Origin of the sequence: Sphingomonas sp. SORGH_AS_0950 (assembly GCF_030818415.1) — a bacterium.
Taxonomy (GTDB): domain Bacteria; phylum Pseudomonadota; class Alphaproteobacteria; order Sphingomonadales; family Sphingomonadaceae; genus Sphingomonas.
The window spans coordinates 2,027,260-2,041,192 of sequence record NZ_JAUTAE010000001.1 but is presented as its reverse complement, the minus strand read 5'-3'; the positions used below and the strand labels follow the sequence as shown (position 1 = coordinate 2,041,192).

At 64.6% G+C, this 13,933-nt stretch carries 10 protein-coding genes and 1 tRNA gene; 6 read left to right on the top strand and 5 right to left on the bottom strand.

The features are described from left to right. Window positions 1-45: 45 nt before the first annotated feature. From QE385_RS08880 to QE385_RS08870, 3 genes are read right to left on the bottom strand one after another with little or no spacing between them, the layout of a single operon-like run. Window positions 46-1,431 (bottom strand): efflux transporter outer membrane subunit, encoded by a 1,386-nt coding sequence (locus QE385_RS08880; protein WP_307101000.1) that lies wholly within the window; start codon window positions 1,429-1,431, stop codon window positions 46-48. Next, window positions 1,428-2,606, bottom strand: a complete 1,179-nt coding sequence (locus QE385_RS08875) for an HlyD family secretion protein (protein ID WP_307100998.1) — start codon at window positions 2,604-2,606, stop codon at window positions 1,428-1,430. The genes QE385_RS08880 and QE385_RS08875 overlap by 4 nt, the downstream gene beginning before the upstream one ends. Then, on the bottom strand, window positions 2,603-4,255 hold the full coding sequence (locus tag QE385_RS08870) for an MFS transporter (RefSeq protein ID WP_307100997.1): 1,653 nt from the start codon (window positions 4,253-4,255) through the stop codon (window positions 2,603-2,605). The genes QE385_RS08875 and QE385_RS08870 overlap by 4 nt, the downstream gene beginning before the upstream one ends. Before the next feature lie 226 nt (window positions 4,256-4,481). Here QE385_RS08870 and QE385_RS08865 point away from each other — a divergent pair, with 226 nt between their 5' ends. After that, window positions 4,482-4,784: a helix-turn-helix transcriptional regulator gene (locus QE385_RS08865; protein WP_307100995.1), complete on the top strand. Its 303-nt coding sequence runs from the start codon at window positions 4,482-4,484 to the stop codon at window positions 4,782-4,784. A 6-nt stretch (window positions 4,785-4,790) separates the two neighbouring features. Beyond that, complete coding sequence (locus tag QE385_RS08860; protein WP_307100993.1) at window positions 4,791-4,961, top strand: metallothionein; 171 nt, start codon at window positions 4,791-4,793, stop codon at window positions 4,959-4,961. Between the two features lie 58 nt (window positions 4,962-5,019). On the opposite strand, the gene QE385_RS08855 is transcribed toward QE385_RS08860, so the two are convergent. After that, on the bottom strand, window positions 5,020-7,548 hold the full coding sequence (locus QE385_RS08855) for a PAS domain-containing sensor histidine kinase (RefSeq protein WP_307100990.1): 2,529 nt from the start codon (window positions 7,546-7,548) through the stop codon (window positions 5,020-5,022). 295 nt (window positions 7,549-7,843) lie between these two features. On the opposite strand from QE385_RS08855, the gene acs reads away from it, so the two are divergent. Further along, window positions 7,844-9,796: an acetate--CoA ligase gene (gene acs / locus QE385_RS08850; protein ID WP_307100988.1), complete on the top strand. Its 1,953-nt coding sequence runs from the start codon at window positions 7,844-7,846 to the stop codon at window positions 9,794-9,796. A gap of 177 nt (window positions 9,797-9,973) precedes the next feature. Here acs and QE385_RS08845 read toward each other — a convergent pair whose 3' ends face one another. After that, window positions 9,974-10,843, bottom strand: coding sequence for a peptidylprolyl isomerase (locus QE385_RS08845; protein WP_307100987.1), 870 nt, complete (start codon window positions 10,841-10,843; stop codon window positions 9,974-9,976). Window positions 10,844-10,939: 96 nt separating this feature from the next. Between QE385_RS08845 and QE385_RS08840 the strand changes: the two genes are divergently transcribed. From QE385_RS08840 to QE385_RS08830, 3 genes are all read left to right on the top strand, one after another. Further along, a tRNA-Ser gene (locus QE385_RS08840) sits at window positions 10,940-11,030 on the top strand. Between the two features lie 180 nt (window positions 11,031-11,210). Next, the gene (locus QE385_RS08835) at window positions 11,211-12,128 is read left to right on the top strand and encodes a hypothetical protein (protein ID WP_307100985.1); all 918 of its coding nucleotides are present in this window, start codon (window positions 11,211-11,213) and stop codon (window positions 12,126-12,128) included. Further along, window positions 12,128-13,843 (top strand): RNA-directed DNA polymerase, encoded by a 1,716-nt coding sequence (locus tag QE385_RS08830; protein WP_307100984.1) that lies wholly within the window; start codon window positions 12,128-12,130, stop codon window positions 13,841-13,843. Before QE385_RS08835 ends, QE385_RS08830 begins: the two co-directional genes overlap by 1 nt. Window positions 13,844-13,933: the final 90 nt, after the last annotated feature.

Genomic DNA, 13,933 nt, shown 5'->3' with positions numbered 1-13,933 from the left:
ATGACCCGCGAAACCGATGGCGGCAACCGCGCAAGGCCCCGGCCCCTATTGCCGGGTCGCGCGGATCGCCGCGTCGGACCAGCCGCCGCCCATCGCTTGGTACAGCGTGATATAGGCGGTCAGCTGGCTGGCCTGCGCCTCGGCCAGCGCCAGTTCGGCGTTCAGCAGCCCGCGCTGCGCATCCAGCTGTTCCAGATAGGAGGAATAGCCCGCGCGGTAGCGGTTGGAGGCGATGCGAAGCGCGTCGGCCAGCGCGGCCCGCTGTCCGGCGAGTGCCGCCGCCTGCTCGCCCGAGCGGCGGACCGAGGCGAGGCTGTCGTCCACCTCGCGAAACGCGGTCAGCGCGGTGCGGCGATAGGCGAAGGCGGCCTGGTCGCGCCGCGCGGCGCTGGCATCCGCCTGGGCGCGCAGCCGGCCTGCGTCGAAGATCGGGGCGAGCACGCTGCCCCCGATCGAGAAGATCGTCACCGGATCGGCCAGCGCGCTGGACAGTACCACCCCCGCCGTGCCCGTCAGCCCCAGACTGGGCAGCATCGCCGCGCGCGCGCTATCGAGCGAGCGGTCGGCGGCGACCAGCGCCTGTTCGGCCTGGAACAGGTCGGGGCGGCGGCGGAGAAGGTCGGCGGGCAGCCCGTCGGGAATGGCGGGACGGACCAGCCGGTCGATCGCCAGCCCGCGCGGGATCGGCCCCGGCGTACCGCCGACCAGTACGCTCAGCGCATTTTCCTGACGCGTGACCGCCAGCCGCGCGGCGGCGACCAGCTGTTGGGTCGAGCGAAACTCACTCTCGGCCTGCCGCAATTCGAGGTTGGAGGTATAGCCGGTCGTCGCCCGCCGCCGCGCGATGCGCAGCGCCTCGGTCCGCGCGTCCAGCGTTTCCTCGGCGATGTGCAGCCGGTGGTCGAGCGCGCGTAAGGTGACATAACCGCTGGCCACCCCGGCGGCGAGCGCGAGGCGGACCGTGTCGCGCGCCGCCTCGGTCGCCAGCAGCTGCGCGCGTGCGGCGGCGCGGGCGCTGCGCAACCGGCCGAACAGGTCGAAGTCATAGCTGGCTTGGACCAGCGGCTGCGCGCCGAACTGGTCGAGCCCGGTGCCGAAGGCGGTGACGCTGCGCCCCTCGCTCAGCGGGAGGCCCGCCGTGACGTTGGGCGACAGCTGCGCGCGCGCCAGTCGTTCCTGCGCGCGCGCTTCCTCGACCCGCGCGGCGGCGCTGCCCAGATCGGGGCTGTCGGCCAGCGCGCGGGCGACGAGCGCGGTCAGCTGCGGATCGCCGAACGCCTGCCACCAGTCCGCCGCGATCGGGCTGCCGGGGCCGAGCGCGGTGCGCCAGGCGGGCGGCGGCACCACCGCGCTGGTCGCCGGAGCCTCGGGACGCGGGCCGATACAGGCGGTCAGCATCAGCGCGGCGGCGAGGGGTAGCGCGGCCCTCATCGCACCGCCGGCCCGCCCGACGTGTCGACCCGCGCCTGCACCGACATGCCGGGGCGGAGGCGCTGGCTGAGCGGCTGGCCCGGATCGACGCGGATGCGCACCGCGATACGCTGCGGCACCTTGGTGAAGTTGCCGGTGGCATTGTCCGACTTCAGGACCGCGAATTCGGAACCGGCCGCGGGCGAGATTCGCTCGACATGGCCGGTCAGCCGCGCATTGTTCAGCCCGTCCACGGTGAAGCTGGCGGGCTGTCCGACCGCCATGCGCGCGGTCTGGCCCTCCTTGAAGTTGGCGATGACCCAGGTCTCGGGGGGCACCAGGAACATCAGCTGCGACCCCGCCGTCACATATTGGCCCAGCCGGACGCCGACTTCGGACAGGCGGCCATTTTCGGGGGCGCGGATGACGGTGTTGGCGAGATCGATCTGCGCCAGCCGGAGCGCGGCCTCGGCGCCCGAGACGCCCGCCTGCTGCCCGCCGCGCCCGACCACGACGGTGCGCACATCCTGTTGCGCGATGGCGCGCGCCGCCTGCGCCTGCCGCAATCCGGCCTGCGCCTGGCGCAGCGCGGCCAGCGTCTGGTCGCGTTCGCGCAAGGATACCGATCCGTCGGTGACGAGGTCGTTGACCCTCGCCATGTCCGCCTGCGCGCGCATCAGCTGCGCCTCGGCATTGGCGACGGCGGCGTCCTGCGCCGACAGGCTGGCGACCCGCGACGCCTGGGCCTGGCGGCTATTGGCCAGCGTCGCCGCCTGCGCCGCGACCTGCGCCCGCGCCTGGTCGACCCGCTGGCGATAGATGCGGTCGTCGATCCGGACCAGCGGCTGGCCCGCGCGCACCGTCTCGAAATCCTTGACCAGTACGGCGGTGACATAGCCGCTGACCTGCGGCGCGATCACCGTGGTGCGGCCGCGGACATAGGCATTGTCGGTCGCCTGGGTGTCGCTTGCGAAGGGCGGCAGCCGCCACGCCGCCAGCACCGCCGCGACGCCCCCGATGACCAGCAGCGCGATCAGTGCGCGCGAACGCCATCCGCCCGAAGGCGGCCGCCAGGCGGACGAGGGCGGCGGAGCGGGCGGGGACACGGGCGCCGGGGCGGGGGGCGGCACCCCGGCCTCGGCGGCGGCCTGCTCGGTCATGGGGGTGGGCGATACGGGCGAGCTGGTGTCGGTCATGGCTGTCCCCTGGCCGCGACGCGGGCGCGGCGGGCGCGCCGCCAGGTCAGCAGCGCGAGGAAGAGGGTGACGGCGGCCGCCAGCGCGGCGACCAGCCGGAAGACGTCGTTATAGGCGCGGATATTGGCCTCGCGCGTGGCCGCCTGCGACAGCAGCGCGGCGCCCTCCGCGCGGGCGAGCGTCGGATCGCCGACCACCCCCGACACGCGCGCGCCGCCCGCCGCGATACGCTGCGTCACCTGCGGGTCGGTGGGGTCGATATTCTGGACGATGGCGGCGCTGTGCGCCTTTTCGCGGATGGTCTGATAGGTGCCGAGCAGCGCGGTACCGCCCAGGCTGCCGACCGAATTGAGCATCCCGAACAGCGCGATGAAGCTGATGACATGGCCCGCCCCCTGTTGCAGCGCGCGGGTCATGCCGAAGAGCAGCGACGGGCCGAGGAAGAAGGTCGTCGAAAAGGCGATCAGCGCCTGCGTCGCGTAGAGCTCGGGCGCGCGGGTCAGGTTGGTCGAGAAGCTGTCGGCAAAGGCGGCGATGGCGACCAGTCCGATGGCGAACATGATCGGATGGGTCAGCCGCGTCACGTCCAGCGTCACCGCGCTCGCCACCACGCCCGCGACCGAGGCGATGAAGACGATGGTGAACAGCGTCCGGAACTGGTCGTTATTCTGGCCCAGCGTGGTCAGCAGCCCGACCGCGCCGTAATTCTGTTCGGACAGGACGATCCGCGCCATCAGCGTGACGATGGCGAAGCGGATGATGTCCATCGATCCCAGCCAGCGCGTGTTGAGCAGCGGATTGGTGCGGTGATGCTCGATCCACAGCGCGGCGGCGAGCAGTGGGATGGCGAAGGCCAGCGCCCAGCCGATCCAGGCCGCCTGCGTCCACCAGACCAGCCGCCCCTGGCCCAGCACCGCGCAGAACAGCCCGATGGCGGGCGCATAGAGCGCGAAGGTCAGGAAATCGAGCGGCTCGAACGCCTTGACCCTTTGGGTGGGCGGCAGGCGCAAGCCGATGATCGCCGCCAGGCTGACCGCCGCCAGCCCGAACTCGAACAGATAGAGCGTCCGCCACTGCGACATGGCGAGCAGCTCGGGCGAGAAGAGCCGCGCCAGCGGCGTCGCGCATTGCGGCACGCCGATGCCCAGCACGATCGCCTTCAACCGCCATTTCGCGGGCAGCGCCTGCATCATGTAATAGAGGCCCAGCGACGACAGCGCCGCCGCCGCCATGCCGCTGGCCGCGCGCACCGCGATCGCGGTCGAGAAGTCGCGGACGAACAGATGCCCGAAGGCCAGGATGGTATAGAGCCCCGCGAACAGCAGCGCGAAGGGACGCAGGCCGAATTGCTGGCGGAACTTGATGAGCAACAGGTTGATCGACGCGTTGGTCATCACATAGACGATGGGCAGCCACGCGATCTCGGTCGGGTCCAGCCCCAATGCGCCCTGCAATTGCAGGGTGTTGACCGACACCAGCGCATTGCCCAGCCCGCCGGTCAGTCCGATCAGCACCGCGATCAGGCCATAGGCGATACGGCGCCGGTTGGGGTGGCTGAAATTGCCGGGCGATCCGGGAATGGTCGGCCGTTCATGGGGCGCGAAGGACCATTCCTCCTCGCTCCAGAATTGCCGAAACCGTGATGCCATCCCCGTCCTTTCGTGCCCCCGATCTTTCGGACCCGGCCACCCAACGCGCAACGTATCGAATCGGGTGCAGAACGAGAACCGCGCCCGGCGAAGCGTCCCTGCCGGGGCGGACCCGCACCCGGATTCACCAACAGCCTGTGTTCCATGGGAAATGCTTGCCAAGCCGCCCGCTTGACATCAGTATTGATGTATATATATTAGGATGTGTTCATATGTTGATGTTTGCATGACACCGGATGAAGGCGTTTTGCTCGCCGACGTGTTCCGCCTGCTGGGCGAACCCAACCGGCTTCGGCTGGTGGTGGGATGCCTGGACGGTCCGCGCACGGTCGGCGACCTGACCGAGGAAGTGGGGATCAGCCAGAGCCTGGTCTCGCAGCATCTGCGGCTGCTGCGGGCCGGACGGTTGCTCAAGCAGAGCCGTCAGGGCCGGAACGTGTTCTACGAACTGCCCGACTGCCATATCCGCACCATGCTGACCAACATGATGGACCATGTACTCGAACCCGATCACGCCCTTGAGGAGTAAGTCGAAATGACCGTTACCGTCGAACAAGTGAAGTGCGCCTGCACCGACTGCGTCTGCATCGTCAGCGTCGGCAAGGCCGTCGAGGCCGAAGGCCGCACCTTCTGCAGCGATGCCTGCGCGCAGCATCATTCGGGCGGTACCGGCTGCGACCATGCCGGTTGCGCCTGCCACGGCTGACCGGATCGGAGCCGGGTGATCGTGCATCCGGCTCCATCTCCCCCCTCGCGGCCTTCGCCTACCCGTCCAGCATCGCCCGGATGCGCGCCGCCAGATCGGCGAAGTCGAACGGCTTGGTGATCAGCGCTACCCCTGCGTCCAGCCGCCCGCCATGGACGATCACGTCGCGGGCATAGCCGGTGGTGAACAGCACCTTCAGATCGGGGTGGAGCGAGCGCGCCGCCGACGCCAGGTCGGCGCCCGTCATCCCGCCGGGCAGCACCACATCGGAAAACAGCAGCGCGATCCGCGACGCCTCCGGCGCGTCGAGCAGCGCCAGCGCGGAGCCGCCATCCTCCGCCTCCAGCACGTCATAGCCCAGTTCGCGCAACGCCTCGGTCGAATAGGCGCGGACATCGGGATCGTCCTCGACCACCAGGATCGTCTCGGACCCCCGGTCGGGGCGGATGGCGGGGGCGGGCGCCGCGTCGACCGACGCCACATCGCCACAGAAACGCGGCAGGAACAGCGAGACACAGGTGCCCTGGCCGGGGCGCGATTCGATCTGCACCTGACCGCCCGATTGTTTGGCGAAGCCATAGACCATCGACAGGCCCAGCCCGGTGCCCTTGCCCACCTCCTTGGTGGTGAAGAACGGCTCGAACACGCGGCCCAGCGTCGCGCGGTCCATGCCGATGCCGGTGTCGCTGACGTCGATCGCGACATAATCGCCCGGATCGGTGGGATAGGGGACCGGCCCCGCGACCATCGACGTCATCCCGTCGAGCGTGGCGTTGCGCAGCGTGATCGACAGGGTGCCGCCATGCGGCATCGCGTCGCGCGCATTGACCGCCAGGTTCAGGATCGCGCTTTCCAACTGGTTGGTGTCCGCCTCGGCGGGCCAGAGGTCGGGCGCGGCCTCGATCACCAGCGACACCTGTTCGCCCAGCGTCCGGGTCAGCAGGTCGGACAGCCCGTCGACCAGCCGGACGGCGTCCACCGATTGCGGCGCCAGCGGTTGCCGCCGCGAAAAGGCGAGCAGCCGCTGGGTCAGCGTCGCGGCCCGCTTCGCGCCGGTCATCGCGTTGGTCGCCGCCCGCCTGGCGCGCGGATGCTCGTCGATCGGCAGGAAGCGGTCGAGCATCTCCAGATTGCCGACCACCACCTGGAGCAGGTTGTTGAAGTCGTGCGCGATGCCGCCGGTCAGCTGGCCGACCGCCTCCATCTTCTGGCTCTGGCGCAGTTGCGCCTCCATATCGGCCAGCCTTTCCTGCGCGGCCAGCCGCTCGGACACGTCGGTCGCGAACTGATAGGCGCCGATCGGCGTGCCGTCGGCCGCGATCAGCGGGCTGAAGCGCAACTCGTAATGCCGCCGCTCACCGGCCATGTCCTCCAGCGCCTGAATGACCGAGAAATCCTCGCCCGCCAGCGCGCGGGTCCAATAGTCGCGCATGATCGACAGGATTTCGGGACGCGCGGCCATTGCATCGCTCTTGTTCTGGCCGATCTGCGGGCGGGTGCCGAAGATGCGCTCCAGATCCTCGGCGGCGGCGCGGTTGATCGCCAGATAGCGGTGGTCGAACCCCAGCACCTGGACCATCGTGCCGGTCGAATCGATGATGTCGGCGAACAGCTTGCGCTCGGCCAGCGCCTCGACCACGCGGCGTTCCAGCACGGCGTTGACGTCGCGCAGCGTCGCCTCCGCGCGGCGGCGTTCGTCGGTGTCGAACACCGATCCGACCATGCCCATATAGGTGCCGTCGTCGTCGATCCGGGGAATGGCGGTGACCATCGCCCAGCGATGTTCGCCATCGGCGCGGAGCAGGCGGAATTCCAGGCTGAACGCGGTCCGATCCCGCGTCGCTTTGCGGAACGCCCCCTCCACCGCCGCGCGGTCGTCGGGATGCAGCGCCTTCAGCCACTGAAAGTCCAGGCCCTGCTCGACCGCCAGCCCCGTCTGGGCGGTCCAGGCGCGGTTGAGATAGGTGCAGTGACCCTCGGCATCGGTCAGCCACATGATGATCGGGGCGTGATCCGCCACGTTGCGGAACCGCCCCTCGCTCTCGCGCGCGGCAGCACTGGCGGCCTCGCGCTCCTGGCGGTCCCGCATCCGCGTGCTGCTGTCGATCAGGGTCGCCATGATGCCCGCAGGGGCCCCGTCCTCGTCGGGGATCGGGACATAGTCGAGGTCCAGCCAATGCTGTTCGGGCGCGTCCCGGTGGCCCAGCAGCATCGCCTGGTCGCGAAAGGCCAGCGCCCGGCCGCTCAGGCCCGCCGCGACGACCTCCGCATGGAAGGCCGACGACTCGGGCCAGGCCTGGATCAGCGGGCTGCCCAGGATCGCCGGATGCCGGTCGCCCGCCATTTCGGCATAGCCGGCATTGTAGAGCAGGATCGCCTCCGGCCCCCAGATCGTCGCCATCGGGATGGTGGAGGCCAGCATGATGCCGATCGCGGTCCGGCGGCTTTGCGGCCATGCGGCGATCGGCCCCAATGGGGTGGCGGCCCAGTCGAATGTCGCGATCAGCCGCCCCATCTCGCCGTTCCGCGCCAGAACAGCGGCGAATCCAGCAGGAATGTCGATGGGGTGATAGGTAGTCGCGGCCATGCTCTGTCCACCTCCCTCCATAGACAATGCAATAGCTGCTGTAGCGTTGCTTTTTCACGAGGAACAGAGGGATTGCCGATATCTTGCCCTGTGTGGATGTAATTTATTCGGGGACCTCGCAAAGCATTTGCCGACCCCCTTGTTTTTCGGTCGCGCCGCCGATTACGCTTGGCCACGAAAGCCGGGGGCGATCCGGTATCGGGCCGCGTCGCCGCCGTGCCATACTTTGTCATGGACCCGATAGGCATCTGCCATGTTCGACTGCTAAAGATCGGTCAAAATAGGAGAGACAGGCATGACCGCACATCTTCATCCGGTGCCGGAGTGGGCCGACAGGGCGTCGATGGATGCCGACGCCTATCGCGCCGCCTATGACGCGGCGCGGCGCGATCCCGACGGCTATTGGGGCGAGCAGGCCAGGCGGCTCGACTGGATCGTGCCGTTCGCGACGGTGAAGGACACCAGTTTCGACGAGGCCGATTTCCGCATCAACTGGTTCGCCGACGGCCAGCTGAACGTCGCGGCCAATTGCATCGACCGCCACCTCGCCACCCGCGCCGATCAGGTTGCGATCCTGTGGGAAGGCGACACGCCCGGCACCGATCGCCGCATCACCTATCGCGAACTCCATGAACAGGTCTGCCGCCTCGCCAATGCGCTGAAGGATCTGGGCGTGGCCAGGGGCGACCGGGTCACCATCTATCTGCCGATGATCCCCGAGGCGGCGTTCGCCATGCTCGCCTGTGCGCGGATCGGGGCGATCCACTCGATCGTGTTCGGCGGCTTCTCGCCCGAAAGCCTCGCCAACCGGATCGTCGATTGCGACTCGCGCATCGTCATCACCGCGGACGGCGGCTGTCGCGGGGGCAAGTCGGTGCCGCTCAAGGCCAATGTCGACGCCGCGCTCGATCATGACGGCGTCGCGGTCGACCATGTCGTCGTCGTCCGCCACAGCGGTACCGATGTGACGATGAAGGACGGCCGCGACCTCTGGTACGGCGATCTGGTCGAGGCCGCCACGACCGACTGCCCGCCCGAGGCGATGGGGGCCGAGGACCCGCTGTTCATCCTCTACACCAGCGGTTCGACCGGCAAGCCCAAGGGCGTGCTGCACAGCAGCGGCGGCTATCTGCTCTGGGCGTCCTATACCCATCAGCATGTGTTCGATTATCGCGAGGGCGAGGTCTTCTGGTGCGCGGCCGATGTCGGCTGGGTCACCGGGCACAGCTATGTCGTCTATGGCGCGCTCGCCAACGGTGCGACGACCCTGATGTATGAGGGCGTGCCCAATTATCCCGATTTCAGCCGCTTCTGGCAGATCGTCGACAAATATCAGGTCGCGACCTTCTATGCCGCGCCGACCGCGCTGCGCGCGCTGATGCGCGAGGGCGATGGCTGGGTGAAGAAGACCGACCGCTCGTCCTTGCGCGTGCTGGGCTCGGTCGGCGAGCCGATCAATCCGGAAGCCTGGGAATGGTATTATCATGTCGTGGGCGAGGGGCGCTGCCCGATCGTCGACACCTGGTGGCAGACCGAGACCGGCGGCCACATGATCGCGCCGATTCCCGGCGCCGTGGCGCTCAAGCCCGGCTCGGCCACCCTGCCGCTGCCCGGTATCCTGCCGCAGATCGTCGATGCCGAGGGCAAGGTGCTGGACGGCGCGGTCGAGGGCAATCTGGTCATCGCGGACAGCTGGCCCGGCCAGATGCGCACCGTCTGGGGCGATCATGACCGCTTCTTCCAGACCTATTTCACCACCTATCCCGGCAAATATTTCACCGGCGACGGATGCCGCCGCGACGAGGATGGCTATTACTGGATCACCGGCCGGGTCGATGACGTCATCAACGTCTCGGGCCACCGCATGGGCACCGCCGAGGTCGAGTCCGCGCTGGTCGCGCATGCCAAGGTCGCCGAGGCGGCGGTGGTCGGCATGCCGCACGACGTGAAGGGGCAGGGTATCTACGCCTTCGTCACGCTGAACGCGGGCGTCGAGGAGGACGAGGCACTGCGTGCCGAGCTGGTCCAGTGGGTCCGCCGCGAGATCGGCCCGATCGCCACCCCCGACGCGCTGCAATTCGCGCCCGCTCTGCCCAAGACCCGTTCGGGCAAGATCATGCGCCGCATCCTGCGCAAGATCGCCGAGAATCAGGTCGATGCGTTGGGCGACACCTCGACGCTGGCCGATCCGGCGGTGGTGGATCACCTCGTCGCCCATCGGATCGAGCCGGGGAAGAAGGCGGCGTGATGCCGGATGGGGCCGCTTCTCGGTAAGCGGCCCCGTCTTGCCCGTGGCGCTTTGCAGCCTGGCCTTCGACGGCGCTCAGGCTGAACGGCTGCCGGGGGCAATCCGAATTTCCTTCCCCCGTTCAGCCTGAGCGAAGTCGAAGGCCACGTCCAACCCTCACCCCTCAACCCAAACCGATCAAGGTGCCTTCCGAACCGGCGGCAAGGCCGCGCAGATATCCACGCCCCCCGCGGGCACGGTGAAGAAGTCGTTCTTCCGATTCTCCCGCCCCTTGATCCAGGCGGCAAAGCGAGGCGAAGCCGTCTCGCGATACTGGTAATGCGGCCGCTGGGCGGCGGGCAGTTCGCTCGCCAGCCGGGCCGACACGATCGGCAGGCGCTGGGCCTCGTCCTTGTAGAAGCCCAGATCGCCCGTCCCGCGCGGCAGGGTGGACAGCGCCTCCATCCCGTCGATCACCCGCCCGGCCACCGCGATATTGCGGTCCAGCCCTCGCGGCGAGTGGCCGATGATCGTGTAGAGCTCGGCCCCGGTCCCGGTGCTGGGCGCCAGATCGCGCGCGACGCCGACCATGCCATAGCAATGCGGAACCCACTCCGACGCCGCATCCCCCGCCAGCGGCCAGCCATCGCGGCTATAGCCCGCCCAGGCGGCATAGGGATCGGGCCGGCTCAGCCGCGCGACCGCGCTGTTGCCCGCGCGGATATATTCGGCCGGGGGATTGGCGACGATGCCGGGGGGCAGCGGCTTCTTCTCGGTCGCATCGCCCCATTGGGCGACATAGTTTTCCTGCACGCGATAGACGCTGGTCCCCGCATCCCACCAATGCGCCCGCGCCAGCGCGCGGATATTGGCGACATGGACCGGCGCCTGTCCGGCGGCGAGCCGCACCGTCACCGTTCGCCCGTTCGACAGGGTGAAGATCAGCACCTCGTCATCGGGCACGGCGATCCAGTCACCGGGCAGCGGATCGCTGGCCTGCGTCGCGGGGGGAGCGGGAGAGGGCGAAGCCTGCGCCAGCAGCGCGGCCAGAAAGAGTGCGATCGTCATCGCCGCAAAGACTGCACGAGCCCGCCGCCCCACGCAATCGCTTGCGCGCCGCCGCGAAGCGCATTAGGGGCGCGTGTTCCAGGCATGAACTCATGCGGAGCGGTGGCCGAGTGGTCGAAGGCGCTCGCCTGGAAAGTGAGTATACGGCAAAACCGTATCGAGGGTTCGAATCCCTCCCGCTCCGCCAATGCTAACACTAACCCCCTATAAAGAAACAAGAAAAACGGGTTTAGGGCGCGCAGACCAACATAAAGTACAACACTCTTAAGCCGATGGCGTGAGAGGTTGCGAAGGTTGCCCCCGATGGCAGAGCGTGCTTCTATCGCGACGTAATCAGCTTTTTGTTGCAATAATCGCGTGGAGGTTCATGAAATTACCGGCTTCCCTGCACGATGGTACGCGACTCTTGATCGCCCCGTCGCTAGCCGCTGCGTACTTAGCTTCTTTAAACGCGCATGGTCTTGAAGGCTTATCGAAGGAACCTCGACCTGATCCAGCACCGGTTGGCGGCCTAACAAAGGAGGCAACTGATGCGCATTACGCTCACGCCTTCGATGGTTCGGCTGCAAGGGCGCAACTAGCGTTATTGGACCCGACGGGGGAAGTTAAAACTACCGCGCAAACCCTGAAAAGGTTTCTCACCGCGGGAACGCTTACCTTCATCGATGTTCCAGCTGGCGCGGGTGCGGCAGCTTTGGCAATCATATGCAGTATTGCGACACTTAGGGAGGAGCACCGGCTGCCTCGCCTTCCGTTGCACATTCATCTGATATGGGGTGAGATATCCGTTCCTGCCCGTGCCTACGCGGTTGATCTGATTGAAAGGATTCGACCTGCGCTCGAAGAGCAAGCTATTACCTTGGACTGCTTTGTGTCGTCATGGGACGTATTGTCTGAATTGAGCAACTCTGCTCTTGTCGAAAAGATTGTCTTGTCGAAAGCTGCAACGCAGCAGACGCTTCTGCTGATATCGAACTTTAACGGCTTTTTAGAAAAAGACGGCAAGAAAAAAGCTGCGTATCCGCAGCTTGCCGAATTACTTAAGTACTCTTCGGGAAAACTGAACGCGGCTGTGTGGATCGAGCCGAATATGAACACCGCCAAAAAAGGGCTTTTCCCCTTTATAATGAAAAGTCTTGCGAAGCTTACTAGCTTTGCAACGCCGCAAGTCGCCGCATCGGGCAACGAAGAGTGCAACTACAAGTTCTCTACGCCGGCGCAGCCATCAAACACAGCTAATGTTCGTCTGTGCGTTATGCCGATCGATCTGATTAAGGCGGGATAATGAACAAAGTAGGTAGTATCGCCAGTGCATGCATAAATCAGTATCGTTCTCGAGATATATTTGCGTATCTTGGCTTAAGGTACTGCCTTGAAGCAGAGGTGGCTAGGTCTGATGATTGGGCGGAAGGTAGCGCAGTGCAAGCTGTGTTCGCAAAGAAGGAGGGTGCTTACCTTCGCTCCTACCACTTCAAACAAGTTACGGAAGACGGCGGCTTTGAAGACCGCGAACTTTTCATTCCGTCGATCCCGGAGGCTCTGGCAGAGGTAGCGTTATTACGTAAATGCGCTGACTACTACAATGCCGCTCTTTCGAGTCGCGTGTTCAGCTATAGACTTGATACCGTAGAAAGCAGCGCAGGAGCCTTCGATCCTTACATGAAGGGTCTACGGGAACGGCAATCTCAAATAGCAAAGGTCTGTAGAGACATTCCCGATGGTGAAGTACTATACATAGACATAAAAAAGTTTTATCCGTCAATCAGACCTGAAAGCGCACGAGCTGCGTGGCTCCTATTCTGCGAACAGGCTAAACTTGACGAGTTGTGGACTGATTTAGGTCTAAAGCTAATTGCTAACTATGAAGTAAGATCGGAAAGCAAATCTATCCTGACCGGTCCAATGTTTAGCCACTTTGTAGCAAATTTGGTACTACGTGAAGTAGACGAACTCGCGAAGGAGTTCGAAGTCGAATATTTTAGATATGTTGACGACATTACTGTTGTTGGCAAGTCAGAGCATGTAGCCAAAGCGGTCGTTGTTTTACGTGAAGAACTAGCGAAACGCGGCTTTGATATACACGGCATGGAGTCGCCGAAGACGTTGCGGCTCACAACCGGTGATTGGATCAAAAGCTCAAACGACTTCTCTCCGGAAGAACATTCCGTAGCCTGGATGAGGCTTGTCGGTGACATTAAAAAGTTTCTTATATTTAATAATGGTAAAATGGGTGACCTTGAAGACGCGTTATTTGTTTTAGGTGTGCGGCTCCCTATTCCTGACTATGCGGAAGCGATCAAAGAAGCGTCTTCTTATCAGAAGATTAGACGATTAGGTTTATGGAATTGGCTACGCTTTAAGACGAATGCCGTATCCACTTCAACAATCTTACGTGATGTGGAGGGCTTGGCAAAGCGCCTCTACAGTCAGGCTAACGAAGCTTTAAATCAGCCTTGTCCTGCTGATGGCTATGAGCGTAAGAGGGCGGTTTCACAACTAAGATACCGCCTTGGCCGCCTGTTGTTACTTGGGCAGGAGCAAATGCTTGAATTACTTATTCCAAAGCTACAGGAATGGCCAGAGCTCACTTACCATCAGGAAATAATGAAAGCTCTGATAACAGGAGACTGCACAAATATCGTGGCTATGGGGTCTAACGTATCCCAAGCGGTAGCGCAAATATTCCGACCCTCTTTGAAGACTGCTAAGTTTTCAAACATCATCAAAGGCGACAAGGAAACGCAGGGACTGGCGGTATTCTTATTGAATGGGGTGACTGTAGAAGCGAAAGTAGCAAACGTGGAGCATCCAATACTGCGATTTGCGCGAGGTCCGGTAGATAAAGAACTTATGGGTAGTCCGAGAGGGTTATTGCAAGAAATAGCGTGTTTGCACGGGCTTGGTGACGCTCGACATCCGGCGGTCCTTCGAACCGCCTTTGATATAGACGAAACCATGATCTTCGACGCTCTCGAAATGGACTATGGCTATTCGCTGTAGATGCTGGTCCAGCCGCTAGCTATTTAGGCAATAGGCTTTTGCAGGTGCTCAATAGAGTAAACCCTAACGGGACAATCGAACGAGACAAAC

Excerpts from the sequence above, each read along its gene's own strand:
- QE385_RS08870 (WP_307100997.1), bottom strand. The coding sequence starts at position 4,255 with ATGGCATCACGGTTTCGGCAATTCTGGAGCGAGGAGGAATGGTCCTTC.
- QE385_RS08830 (WP_307100984.1), top strand. The coding sequence starts at position 12,128 with ATGAACAAAGTAGGTAGTATCGCCAGTGCATGCATAAATCAGTATCGT.
- QE385_RS08860 (WP_307100993.1), top strand. The coding sequence starts at position 4,791 with ATGACCGTTACCGTCGAACAAGTGAAGTGCGCCTGCACCGACTGCGTC.
- acs (WP_307100988.1), top strand. The coding sequence starts at position 7,844 with ATGACCGCACATCTTCATCCGGTGCCGGAGTGGGCCGACAGGGCGTCG.
- QE385_RS08875 (WP_307100998.1), bottom strand. The coding sequence starts at position 2,606 with ATGACCGACACCAGCTCGCCCGTATCGCCCACCCCCATGACCGAGCAG.
- QE385_RS08845 (WP_307100987.1), bottom strand. The coding sequence starts at position 10,843 with ATGACGATCGCACTCTTTCTGGCCGCGCTGCTGGCGCAGGCTTCGCCC.
- QE385_RS08880 (WP_307101000.1), bottom strand. The coding sequence starts at position 1,431 with ATGAGGGCCGCGCTACCCCTCGCCGCCGCGCTGATGCTGACCGCCTGT.
- QE385_RS08865 (WP_307100995.1), top strand. The coding sequence starts at position 4,482 with ATGACACCGGATGAAGGCGTTTTGCTCGCCGACGTGTTCCGCCTGCTG.
- QE385_RS08835 (WP_307100985.1), top strand. The coding sequence starts at position 11,211 with ATGAAATTACCGGCTTCCCTGCACGATGGTACGCGACTCTTGATCGCC.
- QE385_RS08855 (WP_307100990.1), bottom strand. The coding sequence starts at position 7,548 with ATGGCCGCGACTACCTATCACCCCATCGACATTCCTGCTGGATTCGCC.